11 protein-coding genes are annotated in these 18,632 nt (G+C 39.1%); 2 read left to right on the forward strand and 9 right to left on the reverse strand.

Going from position 1 to position 18,632, the window contains the following annotated elements; all coding sequences use genetic code 11:
- Positions 1 to 3: 3 nt before the first annotated feature.
- Entirely contained in the window at positions 4 to 591 is a 588-nt protein-coding gene (locus DV942_RS19125) for a gluconate 2-dehydrogenase subunit 3 family protein (RefSeq protein ID WP_145860222.1), read from the reverse strand.
- 494 nt (positions 592 to 1,085) lie between these two features.
- Here DV942_RS19125 and DV942_RS19130 point away from each other — a divergent pair, with 494 nt between their 5' ends.
- On the forward strand, positions 1,086 to 2,030 hold the full coding sequence (locus DV942_RS19130) for an NAD-dependent epimerase/dehydratase family protein (protein ID WP_145860224.1): 945 nt from the start codon (positions 1,086 to 1,088) through the stop codon (positions 2,028 to 2,030).
- A gap of 74 nt (positions 2,031 to 2,104) precedes the next feature.
- On the forward strand, positions 2,105 to 2,833 hold the full coding sequence (locus DV942_RS19135) for a YebC/PmpR family DNA-binding transcriptional regulator (RefSeq protein WP_090986162.1): 729 nt from the start codon (positions 2,105 to 2,107) through the stop codon (positions 2,831 to 2,833).
- Positions 2,834 to 3,511: 678 nt separating this feature from the next.
- Here the strand turns inward: DV942_RS19135 and DV942_RS19140 are convergent.
- From DV942_RS19140 to DV942_RS19175, 8 genes are all read right to left on the reverse strand, one after another.
- Positions 3,512 to 4,291, reverse strand: a complete 780-nt coding sequence (locus DV942_RS19140) for a carboxylesterase family protein (protein WP_145860226.1) — start codon at positions 4,289 to 4,291, stop codon at positions 3,512 to 3,514.
- A 196-nt stretch (positions 4,292 to 4,487) separates the two neighbouring features.
- A complete protein-coding gene (bglX, locus tag DV942_RS19145; RefSeq protein ID WP_145860228.1) occupies positions 4,488 to 6,785 on the reverse strand; it encodes a beta-glucosidase BglX in 2,298 nt (765 codons plus the stop codon).
- A gap of 168 nt (positions 6,786 to 6,953) precedes the next feature.
- Positions 6,954 to 8,711, reverse strand: coding sequence for a discoidin domain-containing protein (locus tag DV942_RS19150; protein WP_244950745.1), 1,758 nt, complete (start codon positions 8,709 to 8,711; stop codon positions 6,954 to 6,956).
- An 11-nt stretch (positions 8,712 to 8,722) separates the two neighbouring features.
- Complete coding sequence (locus tag DV942_RS19155) at positions 8,723 to 9,124, reverse strand: lactonase family protein (protein WP_145860230.1); 402 nt, start codon at positions 9,122 to 9,124, stop codon at positions 8,723 to 8,725.
- Between the two features lie 58 nt (positions 9,125 to 9,182).
- Complete coding sequence (locus DV942_RS19160) at positions 9,183 to 10,559, reverse strand: glucoamylase family protein (protein WP_244950746.1); 1,377 nt, start codon at positions 10,557 to 10,559, stop codon at positions 9,183 to 9,185.
- A gap of 53 nt (positions 10,560 to 10,612) precedes the next feature.
- Positions 10,613 to 12,085: a RagB/SusD family nutrient uptake outer membrane protein gene (locus tag DV942_RS19165; RefSeq protein ID WP_244950747.1), complete on the reverse strand. Its 1,473-nt coding sequence runs from the start codon at positions 12,083 to 12,085 to the stop codon at positions 10,613 to 10,615.
- 11 nt (positions 12,086 to 12,096) lie between these two features.
- Positions 12,097 to 15,108 carry a SusC/RagA family TonB-linked outer membrane protein gene (locus DV942_RS19170; RefSeq protein ID WP_145860233.1) on the reverse strand — a complete coding sequence of 1,004 codons (3,012 nt, stop codon included), beginning with the start codon at positions 15,106 to 15,108 and terminating at the stop codon, positions 12,097 to 12,099.
- Positions 15,109 to 15,479: 371 nt separating this feature from the next.
- Positions 15,480 to 18,359: a triple tyrosine motif-containing protein gene (locus DV942_RS19175; protein ID WP_145860235.1), complete on the reverse strand. Its 2,880-nt coding sequence runs from the start codon at positions 18,357 to 18,359 to the stop codon at positions 15,480 to 15,482.
- Between the last annotated feature and the right edge of the window lie 273 nt (positions 18,360 to 18,632).

An 18,632-nucleotide genomic window follows, 5' to 3' on the forward strand; every position in this document is an offset into this window, starting at 1 on the left:
TTGTTAGGAGGTAGCCCAGGATTTTTGGCCAGGTTTTAAAGGCGCGTTGCCATCATAGCGGCCCGGAATAAGGACATATTCCCTCGCTTTGGTACAACCAATTTCTGAAGAATAGTAACCGAGCAGGGTTAAATCTCTTGCTGTTATGAAAAAATAAGCTAAATCTTTATTATCTTCTGATTTGCTTTCTTTCTGAGCAAGTGCAATAGCTCTCAAATCGATCATTAACTTTGTGCGGTCGGCAGGTGTTAACGCAAGATAACTTTTGCCAAAATCTTTCATCGATTTTGCCTGAAAATCTTTAAAGCCTTTTGCAAAGGAAGTTTGCATGGTGGCAGGGTAACAATCTTTCATCATCATCGGAATAAACTTACCTAATCCAGCTGCTTTGGCACCTGCAGATGATTTGGTAGTAGGAACGATAATATCAGCAAATTCAGCAAAAATCTTTTCGTCTTCCAGTGAATAGTTTACAAAGTTTTTTTCATTTTCGGGGAGCGTAAAACTTTCAAATAACACGCCCATTGTACTTGCCGAGATTGCTCCACCCAGCAAAAATGCAACGTTTTTGAGTGCTTCTCTTCTGTGCATCGTATTTATGATTTTATATTTTGGTTACTTATGTGTTGAGTTAGTAATATTAGCAAAAATATAGCGTAAAGAATGAATTTTTTAAATTAAATTAACTGTATGAAATATGATTGTTACTGAGTAGAATTATTCTAAATAGAGGCCAATTTGTAGCTCAGCGGTGTTTTAAACGGTGTTTTTATTTAAATTTTACTTGGTGTAAAAAATACATTTAGTATATATAAATGGGTTTTTGAAATATAAATCTAAAAATGAAGATTTTTCAGGCAAAAATCAGGTATAACGTGGCTTTTAATTTAGCGGTTTTATCAATCACAATTGATTAAAGTTCATCAGACTGAGTTGGTAGTTTTTGGTTAGCATTTTTTCTTGATCTGATCCTTTATCCGGTCAATAAACTTCCCGGTTTATATATTAAAGGTTTAAACGTCATCTTAAAATATTTTATTGCCTTTTATCTCATTTTTTTACCTTTGCTCAATCTCAAAAAAAATATGCAGGAAAAAATTGTTGTTTTAGGTTCTAACGGTCAAATTGGCACCGAGTTAGTAACGACGTTACGTAAAATATATGGTGATGATCACGTTGTTGCGTGCGATATACGCAGGCCGGATTATGATATCAAAAACTCTGCACCTTTCGAATTTGTGAATGTACTTGATAAAGAAATGATCAATGGCATTTTCCATAAATACAGACCCACACAAGTTTACCTCCTGGCGGCATTATTATCGGCAACCGGTGAGCAAAACCCAAAACTAGCCTGGGATTTAAATATGAACGGTTTGCTAAATGTGTTAGATTTAGCCTTAGAATATAAAACGGCAAAAGTATATTGGCCAAGTTCTATCGCTGTATTCGGACCAAATTCGCCAAAAGATCATACTTCACAATATTGTATCATGGATCCGAATACGGTTTACGGAATCAGTAAACTGGCAGGTGAGCGCTGGTGTGAATATTATAACCAAAAATATGGATTGGATGTTCGTAGCATCCGTTATCCGGGACTCATCAGCTGGAAAGCTGCTCCGGGAGGGGGAACGACGGATTATGCGATCCACATTTTTCATGATGCATTAAAAAAAGGCAGTTATCAAAGTTTTTTAAATGCAGAAACAGAGCTGCCTATGATGTACATGGATGATGCGATCCGCGGAACAATTGAGCTAATGGATGCTCCGGCAGACCAGATTTCAGTGCGTAGCAGCTATAATTTTGCGGGGGTAAGTTTTACACCTGAAGTTTTGGCCGCTGAAATCAGAAAACATATTCCGGATTTTACGCTGACTTACAGCGATAACGATCCCCGTCAACAAATTGCAAACAGCTGGCCACGCTCTATTGATGATAGTTATGCAGTAAAAGACTGGGGGTGGAAACCAGCATTCGATTTATCGAAACTGACAATTGATATGTTAAATAATTTAAAAAAATAAGATATAGGTAGAGGGTTGGAAGGTTGAAGGCCTAAGGTCTCACCTCTTACATCTCATATCTCAATACTAAAATAATGGGAAGAGCATTCGAATTTAGAAAAGAGAGAAAATTTAAGCGTTGGGCCAAAATGGCTGTTCAGTTTACGCGTATTGGTAAAGATATTGTAATGGCGGTAAAGGAATCAGGACCTCATCCGGAAACCAATTCCCGCTTACGTACAGCGATACAAAATGCCAAAGCGGTAAATATGCCAAAAGATAGGGTAGAGGCTGCAATTAAACGTGCCTCTGATAAATCGATGGCTAACTATGAGGAAATTGTATACGAAGGGTATGCACCACATGGTGTAGCCGTTTTAATTGAAACAGCTACTGACAATACCAACCGTACGGTCGCAAACGTACGTAGTTATTTTAATAAAACGAACGGTACTTTAGGTAAAACCGGATCGCTGGATTTTGTTTTTAACCGTAAATCTATTTTCCGTTTTGTACCTGTAGAAGGTTTGGATCTGGAAGAATTAGAGTTTGAGTTAATTGATGCTGGTTTGGAAGAGCTTTATGTGGAGGCCGATGAGGAAGGAAACGATATCGTGGTGGCGCAAGGTGCTTTCGAAAACTTTGGTTCTTTGCAGAAAGCGCTGGAAGAGAAAGGTATTGAGTTGAAAAGTTCAAAATTGGAGCGCATTGCTTTATCTCACCATGAGGTTACTGAAGAGCAGGCTGCTGATGTATTAAAATTGATTGATAAGTTGGAGGAAGATGATGATGTGCAGGCAGTTTACCACAATATGGCAGAGTAAGTGCAACTGATATTTACTGAATAAGGCTTGGGGATTTTCTTCAGGCCTTTTTTGCATTTAGACCTTGCAGGTTTTTAAAACCTGCAAGGTCTGGATATGATGATATTTGATTTATCGAACAATTTAATTATGATTAGAACAATTTCCTATTATCTCGTCTTATCGTTTCGCTAAGAACACCCAATTACGTGTTCCAAATTTATATGGGTTAGACTAAGCGCTTAGTGAGGTGCAAAGATTGCATGACCTTAAGATTTCTGAAGTTTTGTTTTTTGGAGAGCAAAACCTGTATTTATCGGTTACGGCAGTCCCGCCACCACTTCAAGTCCTCGGCTTCGTTCCTCAACCTCCGGGCTTTCCGTTTTTGTCGGGTCTAGGTTACCTAGGTTAACCCAGGTAAGTTAAACCTGACAGGAGCGGGCAGGAGCATCAATTTTTTCAATTGGTGCGAGTAAAGCGGATGGCAGGGCTTTCGAAACCGATCATCTACCAAACCCTGCTTTCCAATTCTTTTACCTGAAAATCAATTTTACATTATCTCTTTTAAATTTGTCGTTCTGCTGAACTTCCGGCTGGTAGGACAGGTGTTTTAACATCTATTGAAGAAAGTGAAATAAATCTGATAGCCATCGGATCAGGGTGACGATAGCGAGAAACCTGCGAGGTTCGATTAACTTACTATTTCTTATGCGAAAACAACCAGCTTAATAACTCTGGTTCGGCAAATGCATTATCCCAGCTATTGTGGTTTGCGTTAGGGTACAGCGTGAATTTAACCTCCCCACCAATACTTTTTAGCCGTTCGGCAATGGCCATAGATAATGCCGGATCTACAATATCATCTTTTGCACCATGAAAAATCCAAAGCGGTATTTTTCTATACTTTTTAATGTTATTGGTATTGTCGCCACCACATATAGCAATGGCTGCCGCAAATTTACGCCTCTCTCTCCTCAACAATTCATAGGTACCCATAGCGCCCATTGATAGGCCGCCAACATAAACCCGATCTTTGTTTACATAAGGTTTTTTAAGAAAATCTTTGATCATTCCCTGTAAGGCATGCATTATTTTCGTTGGTTTACCGCCTTCTACAAAGCTGAACGTTCTTTTGCCATTGGCATTTTTTTCAATATTAACATTAGCCCAATAATCGTTCTGCGGACATTGGGGGAAAACGATTATAGCAGGGAAATTTTTCCTTATATCATTTCTTAAAAATAATTTTCCACCATGTACCAGTTGACTGGCGTTATCACTGCCCCTTTCTCCGCTTCCGTGTAAAAAGAAAACGATCGGGTATTTTTGGTTGGGATTAAAATTCTCCGGAAATAAAACCCTGTAGTAAATAGAGTCCTTTCCTTTAATAAAACTTCCCCTGTCGTATTTTTTTAAGTCCTGAGCATTTAAAAAGAGTACAGGAAAAAGAATGCAAATTGTTAGAATAATCTTTTTCATCTGTTTGTTTATTAATTGTACTTGATTATGTCTGGTTTTCGAGCGTGTAGGTTCGATTGGTTTATAGTAGAAACGAAGCGATCATAGGGCTTATTAGTAGCTGTGCTTTTTGAGATCCTGATCGTTCATTCAGCAAAAATAAAAAACCCTGGCTACTTTACAATAGCTCAGGGTTGATAACCGAACCTAATTGTCTTTATTTCAATGTAAAAGATGCTTCTTTTACATCGCGGGAATTTGTACCGATGAATACCTTGAAATCACCAGGTTCTGCAGCGAATTTTAAATCAGAATTGTAAAATTTAAGGTCTTTTTCGGAAATATTGAATGTAACCGTTTTGCTTTCTCCGGCTTTTAAATTAATCTTTTGGAAGCCTTTTAACTCTTTAACCGGACGGGTAATGCTTCCAACAAGATCCTGAATGTACAATTGAACAACTTCTTTACCGTCATATTTGCCGGTGTTGCTTAAAGTAAACGATGCTGTGATCGATTTTCCTTTGCTTAAGGTATTGGCACTCAGTTTAACATCGCTATAATTAAATGTTGTATAGCTTAAACCAAAACCAAAAGGATACAATGGATCATTACTTACATCTAAATAATTGGAGCGGAATTTTTCGAACCATTTACCTTCAGCCAGTGGACGGCCGGTATTTTTATGGGCATAATACAACGGCACCTGACCTACATTTTGAGGAAAAGTTGCGCTCAGTTTGCCTGAGGGATTAACATCCCCGAAGAGGACATCGGCAATTGCATTTCCTGCCTCACTACCCGGGAACCAAACATTTAAAATTGCCGGTATATTCTGCTGTTCCCAATTCAATGCCAAAGGGCGACCTGTAAACAGGACCAATACCACAGGTTTACCAGTTTTAGCCAGAGCTTTTAAAAGGTTTTTCTGTGTTTCAGGAATCTGGATATCGGTTACACTGCTGCTTTCGCCTGTAAATTCAGAACCTTCTCCAATAGTGGCTACAATAACATCTGATTTTTTTGCCACTTCTAAAGCTTCTTTAATCATTTCAGCTTCTGTACGTGGATCACGTTTGTATGTTGGGTTGTGGATGTTTACATAACGCTGCTCCATAGCAGAATCTGCCAGGAAGTTTGCACCGCGTGCAGTTAATATTTTTGCTTTATCACCCAATACATTTTTTAAACCTTGTAGTACCGTTACCGACTTGTCAAAAAGTGCAGCAACGCTCCAGGTACCATACATATTAGCGGTATTATCTGCCAAAGGACCGATTAAACCAATGGTACCTGATTTTTTTAAGGGAAGTAGATTATTGTTATTTTTCAACAGCACGAAACTTTCTGTTGCAACTTCGCGTGCCACCTGGCGGTTAGCCGGGCTAAAAACCTCTTTTTCTGCTCTTTCTGTATTGCAAAATTTATAAGGATCTGTAAATAAACCCAACTTGTATTTGGCCTGAAGCACTAAGCGGCAGGCACGGTCTATTTGTGCGATACCCACTTTTTTCTCTGCCAATGATTTTTTTAAAGTGCCTAAAAAACCTTCGCCTACCATGTCCATATCAATGCCGGCATTCAGTGCCAGGGCGGAAACAGTTTGTAAATCACCCATCCCATGCGCAATCATTTCAGGGATGCCGGTATAATCAGTCACTACAAAACCTTTAAAGCCCCATTGATTTCTCAAAACATCTGTCATTAGCCATTTGCTTCCCGTAGCCGGGATACCATCCACTTCGTTAAAGGAAGCCATAATGCTAGCTGCACCGGCATCAACAGCAGCTTTATAGGGCGGGAAATATTCGTTGTACATCCGCACTTTGCTCATATCGGTTGTATTATAGTCTCTACCTGCTTCAGCAGCCCCATAAAGCGCATAATGTTTTACGCAGGCTAAAATCTCGTTATTGGCCTGGAGTTTTCCCTGATAACCTTTCACCATGGCGGCGGCAATTTGCGAACCTAAATAAGGGTCTTCCCCACTTCCTTCTGAGATGCGTCCCCAGCGTGGATCCCTGGAAATATCGACCATAGGGGAGAAGGTCCAGTTAATTCCACTTGCGCTGGCTTCTATAGCAGCTATACGGGCCGATTTTTGCACGGTTGCCATATCCCAGATACAACTAACGCCTAAAGGAATCGGGAAAACAGTGTTGTACCCATGGATCACATCCATTCCGAATAGCAATGGAATTTTCATACGACTGTTTTCTACCGCTATTTTTTGTACCGCTTTAATTTTATCTACACCCTTGATGTTGAATAAACCCCCAACTTGTCCGGCTTTAATTTTTTTTGAGATGTCGCTGCTGTTGGCCTGTCCTGTAGTAATATCACCCGAACTTGGCAAATTCAACTGACCTATTTTTTCATCAACGGTCATTTTCGCCATGAGGTTGCTGATGAAGGTATTCATCTTTGCTTCTTCTGCCGAAACAGTTTTTTTGGTCTGTGCCGATCCGTTCAGCACAAAAAGGGTTAAAAAAACAACCAGGATATTCGCTCTCTTCATTATATATGTGTTTTATTCTTTATTGATCAAATTTTTGCCGGCACTCGTTAAAAACGAATGCCTGAAAACTTAACGATTCTATTGTTTTACTGTTAATCGTTAAAAACGATTGGCTTTGTCCGCGCTCGTTAGAAACGGGCGCGAGCTGTTTATTTGTGAACATTTATTTTAATCAACTTTTTTTACTTCGGTTTTTACCGAAACGCCATTTTCATTGATGGATTCCATAGCAAAATAATACGCTTTCTTACTGTCCATCGCTTTAAACCAGTATTCGTTAAAATCGTGGATCATGATGCAGTTGTACAGTTTATCCGGGGCTGTACCATAGTAAAGGTTATAGGCAAATGCATTATCAACAGGTTCCCATTTGATATAGGCACTACGTTTATCTTTTTCTGTTCTTAAAACGATCAGGTTTTTTACCTGAGAGGGTTTCTCGCCATTCCCATTGCCGAAAATGCGTAAGCCACTAATGGCAAATTTCCCGGTAGGCATATGGATGTTTACCATTTTGATAAACCTGGTTTTAACCGGCTTTGGCAATTCGATATAATCATGCGGAACATCTGTTTTGTTTTGGCTTTTATCAACCAAAGTCGTCCATTTTTTGCCGTCAAATGATGAAAGGATTTTATATTGATGATAAATTCCTATCTGTTTTCCTAAAAATTCGGCATCCTGATCAGCATAATTAATTTGTATGGCATTAACGGTTGCAAGGCTCCCTAAATCAGTCTGGATCCATTCGCCGTTATCAGCTGTTTTAGCACTCCAATACGTTTTAATATTTTCATCAACCGCATTATTGGCGTTAAAGCCGCCAAGGGTAGAAGATACAGTTACCGGTTTTTTATAGTTAATGAGCATCCACCCGGGACCGGCAGGTCCACTTTCTTTCCTTTCGGCAGGTAAATAAAGCGGATAATCGCCAAATGCGGTATTGGTCCACATTACATCGTCCTGATCAAAACCAGTTGGCCAGATGCCCATGCGGCGTTCCCATGTGTTTTTTACGCAGATAATGCTGGTAGAAATGTGCCAGTAATTTTTGTTATTATCCTGAAAGGTTGCTCCATGACCCGCACCGCGTGAAAATCCCCCACCTTTATAACTTAACGGATCTGATTGCGGTGTGGTAGGCGTATCATAAAACAGCGGTTTGTTACCTACAACCACACCGTCTGAATAGCCGCTAAATTCGGTTCCCGGTGCGCCATATTGGAAATAATATTTGCCATTATGTTTGGTCATCCAGGCACCTTCGGCGAAGGGATCAAGAAAGGTATTGTCCATATACTCGCCGAAGCGTTGCCAGCCATAGCGCCAGCTTTCGAGTAAATACATTGGTGTACGGGTACCTTTGGGTTTAAAAGTTTTGCGGTCGAGCTCTACACCATACATGGGGTAATTATTGCTACTACCATTGTACATATAAAATTTACCATCATCATCGGTAAAAAAGGCTGGATCCCAACCACCTATTTCCAAGGAGTCAACCAAAGGAAACCACTTATTCCCTTTAGGATCTGTACTGCCCCAAAGGGTGAAGTTTTTGGTGTAAGTGCTGCCAAAAACCACCATGGTATCGCCAACAATGCCCACGCCTGGCGCACAGAGCTCATCTTTGGTTTTGTTCCATGGTCGTAAGAATTTTCTTTCGTGGAATTTCCAGTTCAGCATATCGGCACTATGCCAATAACCCCATTGGTTGGTACTAAACAGGTAAAAATCGCCCTTATAGTTTACAATAACCGGATCGGCTGTAGCCCTGTGTTTGCCCCATTCAGTAAAAGACTCGAAAGGCGTGTAACCATAATCTACATTGATGGGATTACAATAGGTTTTTTGCTGGGCAAATGTGGTATAAGTACCGCAGAACAGGACTGTTAACAGAAATATTTTGAATAAATGTTTAGCCATCATTCGTTGGTTAATTAATTGAAAATGTTAATTCTTGCACAGCTTGAGCAGCCTATCGACATTCCGCTTACTGTTAAGCCGGTAACGTGCGATTGGTGTTCCCAGTACACCCACATATCATGTGCGCCGCCTGTTGAGGTTAGTGTAACAGTATATACATCTCCGTTTTCCGGTATCTGTCCGATAACAGTTCCACTAGGTGAATTTGGTGGTATAAAGAAAGAATAAACACCACCGCTGGTATTATTTTCTAATTTCACATATACTCCATCAGTGGTGGCGTTTGTTGCAGTTACATTTACCGTAGCGAATTTTGATTTTATAGTTTTATGTTTAGCTTCATTCACGTTAGTGAAGCCTGAATTAAGGATTATACATCCTATTATTGCTGTTAATATTAAAATTACTTTTTTCATGGTTCTGTAGATTTAATTTAAAATATATGATGGCTAAACATTTATATACAATCTGATATTAGGGTTGAAACTGGAAATCCAGTTTCTTCAAACCATTCTGTACGTCTTCATTTCCCATAAATAACTTCCAGAGCAGACCTGAACGGTAATTTTCGATCATCACTACCATTGGTCCCTGATCAATGCCCAGATATCTTTGAGGATACCAGTTATCAGTTTCGGAAAAAGCATCGTAGAAGCCGTATTTTCCCCAAACTTTGTCTCCCAGATCTTCGTAGAGGTGCCTGATTACTTTCATCGATTCTTTTGGGGTATAGGGGATAGAGGATATTGCTGCGGTAGGAGAGATTACGCCAAAATCTTCCTGAATACTGTGAGCGGCGTATCCTTTTACAGAATAACTGGCCGTTAAACCCCAGCTATTTTGGCCATAGCCTTTAAATTTCTTTGGATTAGCCACGCAATAATCATGTATGGCTAATGTTTGATTTACATTGTTTTGCCAATAATTGGCATAGCGGTCTTTTAATCCTTTAGGATTTAAACCTAAATAGGAATAGTGCGCCCAGAATAATGGACCCACAGAATTTTTTGCACCTTGATAATCTAAAGGGATATGATGCCCGTATAGATCGAAATTTGCTTTAATTGCACCTCCTCTGGCCCAACCTTCGTGATAAACTTCGGCAGGTATACTATGGGTAGGAGAAGATGCTCCCACTACGTACATAATTAAACATTCGTTATAGCCTTTAACAGGAAAATTCATTTCCCACTGGTATTCTGGCGACCAATGCCAGTACAATACATTCTGGCTACCATTGCGGTACCAGTTAAAATCAATGCCTTTCCAAAGTTTGTCAGCTTTTTCAGCTAAAGCTTTTTCGGCATCTGTTCCGTTTTTATAATATTCTTTAATGCAGATTAACGCCTGTGCAACAAATGATGTTTCTACAAGATCGCCTCCGTTGTCTTTTTGTCCGAATGGACGTACCTTACCGGTTTCACCATAAATCCAGTGTGGCCAGGCACCATGAAAGCGATCTGCTTTGGATAGAAAATCCAATATTTTATTTAACCGGTCTAAACCTTCCCTTTTAGACACATAATTTCTGTCAATCCCGCTTAAAATAGCCATCAAGCCAAAACCGGTAGCACCGGTTGCAACGGTGTTCTTGTCGTTTTCGGGATAAACATTATCTATATGATAACGTTCGCGACCGGCACCAGATGTCGGTTCTGCACCATCCCAAAAATACTGGAAAGTCTGTTTTTGAACGAGGTCAAGCAATTGCTCATCACTAAGGTTTTTTTTAATGCTGAGGTCAGGATTATAGACTTGAGTTTTGGCTTTAGAGCATGCACCGAAAACCAACAACGAAACCAAGATAATTGATAATAATGAAATTCTTGTAGGATAGATTTTTAACATCATAGAAGTGTGAAAAAAGGGTTGCCAGTTATCTGGCAACCCTTTAAAATTATGTTTTAGTAACCAGGATTTTGCTTAAGCAAACCTCCACTTAAATCAATTTCAGTTTGTGGAATTGGCCAAACTTCATTTTTATTGGCTTTCCATCCTTTAGGACCAAATACGGTTAATGCTCTTCCTTGTCTGATTACATCGAAATAACGATCGTTTTCCATCGCAAGTTCAACCTGTCTTTCTTTCCAGATAGCTGTTCTTAATGCAGATTGGTCTGTTGTAGTCACATCAGGTAAAATTGCCGGATTTGATCCTCTGGCACGTTTGCGCACCCTGTTTAACGAGGTGAGCGCCTGCGTAGGATTTCCGAGTTCGTTAGCAGCTTCCGCATTCATAAGTAGTATATCAGCAAATCTTAATACCCTTATATTTTGTTGCGCACCTTCATTAAATCCTGATATTCTTGTATTAAACGGAACATAAGATTTTTGATTGTAACGAGGATTCGGTACAGATGTAGGAACAAGGTCGCCCTGTGGAGTAGTTTCTCCTCTGAACAGAATAGTAGCGTCTTTTCTTGGGTCTCCGGTTTCATACGCTGCCTCCAATTCTGCAGATGGTGTATTAAAACCCCATCCCATAACGCCTGCTACTCCTTGCACCTGACTGTATTGTGAGTTAGAGGCAGCAGCGTTGCCTTGAATTAATGAAGCTTGTACTTCAAATAAAGATTCTACACTGTTTTCATTTGCTTCCCTAAATCCTTTTTCATAATCAGGAAACAGATCGTATCCCAAAGTCATTACCTGATTGGTTAGCGCCAGTACATCAGCCCATTTTTTCTGATACATGGCAACTTTTGCTTTCATGCCCAATGCAGCGCCTTTTGTTGCTCTACCTAAATCAGTTGCCGGATAAGACTGTGGTAACACAGCAGCCGCCTCTGTAAGGTCTTTTTCTATCTGCGCATATACAGCTGCTTTATCAGACTGAGGAAGGTTGTATTCTGAATTATCTTTAGGAACGTTTAATCTTAATGGAACGTTTCCGTAAGCCCTAACTAGTCTGAAGTAAGAGTATGCACGTACAAATTTTGCCTCGGCAAGATATCTGGCTTTTAATGTAGCGTCCATATTGATGTTGGGTACATTATCCAACACCTGGTTACAAAGATTTATATTTTGATATTGACCCGTCCAAAAGCCCAATAAAGATCCCTGAGTAGAAGTTACTGTAAACTGATCAAAAAGGTTAAAGAAAGTTGCATCGGTAGGGGTACTGCCTTTGTCTGCTTCATCTGATCCGGTACTTTCAATAGCAATTGCGTTAAATGCCACGTTATCCCAGCTACGTAAATTGGCATAAATGGCATTTACACCTTTTAAAGCATCGTCACCTGTTTTCCAAAAGGTAACAGATGGTTGCTGGCCTTGTGGCGGAACATTAAGGAAGTCTTTTTTACAAGATGCGGTAAAAAGCATTGTACCTAAGGCTGTAGCCACAAGACAAGACTGTATATTTATATTTTTTTTCATTTTGATGTCGATTAGAAAGTTACGTTAACTCCGAAATTATAAGTTGCGAACAAAGGATAAACGTTTGTATCTATACCTGCATTGGTTGGCGTTCCACCCACTTCAGGACTGAAGCCTTTATAGCCAAATATGTTAACAGCATTTTGAGCATTTAAGAATACTCTAAGCCTTTGCATTTTCATTTTTGTACTGATGGCTGCAGGAAGTGTGTATCCTAGCTGAATATTTCTCAATCTGATATAATCGCCTTTTTCTACGTAGAAAGAGTTTGGTGCATTGTTTAGGCCTCCCGCTAAATTTGCTGACGCATAGGTGTTAGATGTACCTGGACCATTCCAACGGTTATTGAAGAAATCTTTGGTGTAGTTTTCATTACCAAAACGGTTGCTGAGATTAGCATTAAATACATCAACATCTGCAACACCTTGAATATCCAAGGTTAGATCGAAGTTTTTGTAGGCGAAATTTGTATTTAAGCCATAGGTAAATTTAGGATTTGGATTTCCTAGAACAACTCTGTCTTTTAAATCAATTACACCATCATTATTGACATCAGCGTATTTAAAATCGCCTTTTTTGAAACCTGGCCATGCGGCAGCCTCAGCATCTGTTTGGAAAACGCCTATAACCTGATAGCCAAAAAACTCTCCGATCGGGCGATTATTAACCGTTCTTGTAGATAGATATCCGCTGGTTAAACCTGCACCACCTTTATAGATTGGATTTGCTCCAGATGTTACATTCATTACTTTATTATTGTTGATGCCAACATTTCCACTGATTGAGTAAGTAAAACCACCAGCTGTTTTATCTGCCCAGGTTGCTAAAAACTCAAAACCTCTGTTACGGATATCTGCCTGATTGGCAATTAATGAACTATTTACAGTACCTAAACTTCCTAATACAGGAATATCGAAAATAGCCTGTTCCGTTTTTCTGTTGTAATAATCAGCTTCAACTGTTAATCTGTTATTCAGAAAGCCCATTTCCAGACCTATATCGGTACCAGCACTTCTTTCCCAGAATAGTGTAGGAGGTACTAAAGATCTGATGCTTGCGCCAGTATAAGGTATGCCACCAAAAATGGCAATTAAGGCTGCCGATTGATCTACCGTTTGAGTAGAAGGGTTGAAAGGTACGCCGGCATTACCCACTTTACCCCAGCTTCCTCTTAATTTTAAATTGCTGAAGATTTTTTGGTCTTTCATAAAATCTTCATTGCTGATTACCCAGCCTGCACCGATTGAAGGGAAGTTACCCCAAACATTATCAGAACCAAAAAACTGTGAAGCACCATCTCTTCTAACAGATGCATTGATTAAATATCTGTTTTTGTAGCCATAATTTATCCTGGCAAAATAAGATGCAAAAGTTGATAATTCGCCCCTATCTACTATACTTCTGCTAGCTGCATTACCTAATGCCAGATACAGATCTCCTTCTGAAGTATAGGGTACGTTTAATGCGTCGGCATTGATTTCATACAGTTTATTGCGCTGAGCAGTTTGTCCCAACAAAACAGTCAAGCTATGATCTGCCCACTTTTTATCATACGTTAGCGTGTTTTCAATAATCCAGTTTCTGTTTTCAACGCGATCTATATCCAGTTTGCTGTTTGTATTTTGCTGGGTATTACTTGCTTTGTAAACCGGTACATATCCCCTAACTTCCTGTTGTCCGAAATCACCTCCAAAGCTTGTTTTAAAGGTAAAGTTCTTTAGGAATTTTAATTCAGCATAAATATTACCGGTAACTTTATACTTTGTGGTATTTTGATTAAAGAAATCAAGTGTAGCCTGAGGGTTCATGTTACTTCCGTTACCCAGGTTAAATGCATTTGGATCGCCGTAGCTTCCATCAGCATTAAATACAGGTACAACCGGAGATGCTGCATACAATGCCCTAAAAATACCTGAAGGAGCATCTTTAGATTTGCTAGAGGTAGCGGTTACATTATAGCCGACTTTTAAGGGTTCAAAAATCTGAAAATCGTTTGATAACCTCGCAGTGTACCTTTTATAGTTATTGTTTTTTACAATACCATCCTGATCTAGGTAACCGAGAGATAGGTTATAGGTAGACTTTTCTGTTCCACCACTTACTGATAGCTGGTGATTTGTCACCAAAGCATCCCTTAATATAACATCGTACCAGTTTGTGCCTTCGCCTAAATTAGTATTTGCGAATAAAGGAGCAACTGGCGGATTTAATAGACTGTAAGCCTCATTTACGGCAGTAGCATATTCCGATGCATTTGCCATTTCAACCTGGTTAGTTACTTTTTGAAAACCTACGGTTCCATTATAGTTTATAACAGCATCTCCTCGTTTTCCTTTATTGGTGGTAACCAAAACGACGCCATTTGCAGCTCTGATTCCGTAAATAGATTGAGAAGAAGCATCTTTTAATATACTGATGCTTGCGATATCTGCAGGATTTAAGAAGTTAATATCATCATACCAAACACCATCAACCACGTATAACGGGCCGGTTTTACCATAAATTGTTCCTGTTCCCCTAATAGTGATAGTTGGTGATGCACCTGGCGTTCCTACGTTTGTGATGGAAACTCCTGCAACTTTCCCTTGTAATGCACTTACCGGGTTAACTGATGGTTGTTTGGAAATATCTTCTCCTTTAACATTTCCCACAGACCCGGTAACATCGATTTTTCTTTGTGTACCATAACCTACCACCACAACCTGTTCTAATTGCTGTGTAGAAGATGCCAATGATACATTAATGGTAGTTTGATTGTTTACAGCTTGCTCAGTTGCTGTGTAGCCTACAAAGTTAAATACTAATGTAGCGTTGGCCGGCGCGCTAATAGAGTAGTTGCCATTTACATCTGTTTGGGTGCCACTTTGTGTGCCTTTAATCAAAATAGATACGCCAGGTAATGGGGTCTTGTCACCGCCATCGATTACCTTACCTTTTACAGTAATGTTTTGCGCTAATGCTACGTTAATTGTTAGCAAACAAAATGCAGCGAGAACAGAAATTCTTGTAAAGATTCTTTTCATGCTTTATTATAAATTTAGTTTAATTGTTAGTTAAATGTGAGGTTGTTTTGGTAGATGTGCAAGTGATTTTACCTCTACATTAATACATCATCATAGCCTTTGGAGTTTCGAAGGCAAATAAACCAAACGCGATTTCAGGTCAAAAACAGAGTTTTTTTTAGTTTTAATGGAATGTTAGCATCTTGCTTTGTGTAAAAAGTACACCAAGTATTTTGTGGGGGTTGCAAAATTTTGATGAGAGGTAATGATGTAGTCCCTGACGAACTAAAAAATCGTAAAAAGCCGCGAAAACGATTTCTTAAAATAATAATCGTTTAATGATGATGTGTTGTCTTTGCATGGATGATCATTAAAAAAATGAAATCCAAAGGCTAGAGTTCCATTAAAAATTCGGTTAAATTTTTGTCGTGTGGCACCTCGAGTTTTTTACGTAAACGGTACCGGCGAATTTCAACTCCTCTTAAACTGATATTCAATAACGACGACATTTCCTTACTGCTCATGTTCATCCTTAAATAAGCACATAGTTTTAGATCATTCGGGACCAGATCAGGATGCTGGGCTTTTAACTTTTTAAAGAAGCTCTCATGGGCTTCGTTAAAACTGTTCTCGAACAGGTGCCAGTCGCGTTCATCATTCATCCCGTCGTTGATCACCTTTTGTATTTTACGGGTCTGCTCTTCCGAAAGTTTCTTACCATTTTCATCCTTTAACTTGGTAATGTCGTCAGCCAGTTTTTGAAGCAACTCGTTTTTGTATACCAATGTCATTGCAGAATTAGCCAACTCCCTATTCTTCGAAGCAAGTTCAGCCTGGAGTTTTTCCGTTTGTAATTTAATAATCTGCTTTTCGCTTATTTCAGCTTCCTGCCTCAATTTTTCTTCCTGCTCTGCTTTTAAACGATCGGTAATTTTCTGACTATCACGCTGCAGTTTCTTTTCGTATATTTTTTTACCCAAAATTAAAACTGCCACAAACAGGATGGTATATAATAAAATAGCCCAGTTGCTCAAATACCATGGTCGTAGGATGGTAAATGTATAAATTGTTTCATTACTAATTGTATTATCGTCAACTTTTGCCCTCACTTTAAAAGTATAAGTGCCTGCGCTTAAATTGGTGAAATCTTTTTGCGTAGCCGAAGACCAGTCAGACCAGCTGTGTGAATAGCCTTCCAGATAAAACTGATATTTCACTTTAGCTTGTCTGTAATAAGGAAGCGCATAAGAGATGCGGATATTGTTTCTGCTATTATGGATTTCTGCTTCTTCGTTGCTATTTCCACCTTCACTGATTAGTGAGAATTTGTCAGTAATATCTTCTACCCGTCTGATTAAAACAGAGGGTAGTTTTTTCTTTTCCTGGTTGAGCTGTTCAGTAGGGTTATAGATTACAAAACCGTCATCAACACTGATGAGATAAATGGAGTTACTGATGCGACTGATATTTTCATAGTATTGCACCATCCGGCCATCCAAAATGCTGAATTGATTAGAATCTATTTCTACCTTGCCCGGCTCACTAAAGTTAACCATCGCCGTTTTGCCATGATTAATAAACCAGTATTTTTTACTGCCTGCGGGGATGATTTTGTTGGAAGTTTCGAATGAGCCCAGGCTTTTATTGAGTGCCTCATATTTGGTGAATTTGTTGCTGAGTTCATCATAGGTATAAAAGCCGACATCAGACGAAAAAACAATTTTATTCTCCAGGTTGAAAATGTTAATGTTATAATTACCAGGTAAGCCATTTTTCTCATCGAAGTATTTAGTGCTCGTTACCCTGGTGTAATCGGGGCTAAGGCTTAATTTAAATAGACCTTTATAGGCATGTCCAACCCAGATATCTCCTCTGTTATCTTGTTCAACATATCTGGAAGGCGCTTGAAAGCCCGCTATTTTAGTCGCGAACTTTAATCCAGAACCTGGCGATTTAGTAAATAAAGATAAGCCTGTATAAGTTCCCTGAACAAGGTAATTTGGATTTGAATTTAGTTTTTTGATGGTCCAGCCACCTGTCGACCTCGATATCCATTCTATTTTATCGCCCAAAACTTTAAAGGTACCGCTGTTATGACCGCAAATTAGCTCATTATCGATAACTGTCAGCTCCCAAACCTGACCCTGCGAGTTAGGAATTAAACGGAAATTGAAAGGCAAAAGATTGTCTGGCGACCACTCGCTGTAAAACAGCCCTTGATTAGTGCCTAAGTAGATTTTATTGTTGAAAATAATACTGGAATAGACCGTCCCAAACTGACCAGTTTTATCGAAGTAGAAATATAAGGGCGAATTCAGTTCTATCCGGTCGATTCCGTTGTCAAGTCCTGTCCAGAAATTTTGTTCGTTATCCGCGTATAAGCTTAAAACCGTATTATTCTGCAAACCGCTAGATTTATTGATCCGCTGCACAATTTTTCCATTTTCATCGATTATGATCAAGCCGTTAAGAATGGTACCATATGCGAAATACTTGCCTAACAAACTTACCCCATTGTTGAGCTGGTAGGTTTTCAGGTAATTATTAGCGGGAGTATTTAAAGGACTAAAATCTTTGCCATCATAAGTAAACAATCCCTGTTTGCTTGTTCCAATGATCAGGCCAGTATGTTTATAGGGAAGAATAGATAATATACCCTCTTTGCCTAGTTTGTCACTATTGGGAATATAGACTAACTTATTGCCGAGTAGTTCAAATAAGCCTTTTTCCAGCACTTCTATAAAGTACCTGTTATTTACCTTATGCAGAAATAGAAACGATGCCGGTGACTTTATCACCTCTATTTTATTATTTCTATAGATAAATATTTTGGAAAAGGACTGGAAGATTACCCTATCCGGATCGACATAGATTTTCCATACCTCATCATCTATTTTTATCCCTTTCGGCAGCAGATTGGTAAGTGAATGGTAGCTTAATTTATTGTTTTTAATTGCCCAGTAACCAAATTCGCCAAAACTACCGGTATAAATTTTTCCACTTTTATCGGTGGCTACAGCTCTAACAATCTGTCTGTTCGGCATTTGGTATTTCTGCCAGTAACGTCCATCGAAAGTTAACAATCCTTCCGCATTGCCAAAGTACATTACACCATTTTTATCTTTGGCTATGCTCCAGTTCTGATTTCCTGACGCATAAACCGCTTTTGGATAATTTTCAATGTAAGGAACGCCAATACTTTTAATTTCTGATGCGGCGCTGGTTATAGTAACGCAGGATAATAATAGTAAAAGCCTGAAGTAGTTTAGCATAAAGTGATATTGGGTACACCCATTATGCCACAAAGTAAAGAAAAATTGTTAGAACATGCGAGAGGTGATGGATGTTAAGGATTCAAGCATGAAAAGATCGAAATTTTAGTAGTTCCTAAAATTGCCGACATTTCGAGGGGTAATTTATTGCATTAAATCGATATAAGTGATATAAAATTCAAGGAAGCAGCGCACTAAACCTAAAGGATCAGCCCGCTACACTGGCTAGTTCTTGACTGCCCATGAAACAAAAATAAAATATTTTATTTGCAA

The organism is Pedobacter suwonensis, from assembly GCF_007833675.1.
Lineage (GTDB): Bacteria > Bacteroidota > Bacteroidia > Sphingobacteriales > Sphingobacteriaceae > Pedobacter > Pedobacter suwonensis.

Coding starts and splice junctions, on each gene's coding strand:
- DV942_RS19160 (WP_244950746.1), bottom strand. CDS start 10,559: ATGATGTTAAAAATCTATCCTACAAGAATTTCATTATTATCAATTATC.
- DV942_RS19150 (WP_244950745.1), bottom strand. CDS start 8,711: ATGATGGCTAAACATTTATTCAAAATATTTCTGTTAACAGTCCTGTTC.
- DV942_RS19175 (WP_145860235.1), bottom strand. CDS start 18,359: ATGCTAAACTACTTCAGGCTTTTACTATTATTATCCTGCGTTACTATA.
- DV942_RS19135 (WP_090986162.1), top strand. CDS start 2,105: ATGGGAAGAGCATTCGAATTTAGAAAAGAGAGAAAATTTAAGCGTTGG.
- DV942_RS19130 (WP_145860224.1), top strand. CDS start 1,086: ATGCAGGAAAAAATTGTTGTTTTAGGTTCTAACGGTCAAATTGGCACC.
- DV942_RS19155 (WP_145860230.1), bottom strand. CDS start 9,124: ATGAAAAAAGTAATTTTAATATTAACAGCAATAATAGGATGTATAATC.
- DV942_RS19125 (WP_145860222.1), bottom strand. CDS start 591: ATGCACAGAAGAGAAGCACTCAAAAACGTTGCATTTTTGCTGGGTGGA.
- DV942_RS19165 (WP_244950747.1), bottom strand. CDS start 12,085: ATGAAAAAAAATATAAATATACAGTCTTGTCTTGTGGCTACAGCCTTA.
- DV942_RS19140 (WP_145860226.1), bottom strand. CDS start 4,291: ATGAAAAAGATTATTCTAACAATTTGCATTCTTTTTCCTGTACTCTTT.
- bglX (WP_145860228.1), bottom strand. CDS start 6,785: ATGAAGAGAGCGAATATCCTGGTTGTTTTTTTAACCCTTTTTGTGCTG.
- DV942_RS19170 (WP_145860233.1), bottom strand. CDS start 15,108: ATGAAAAGAATCTTTACAAGAATTTCTGTTCTCGCTGCATTTTGTTTG.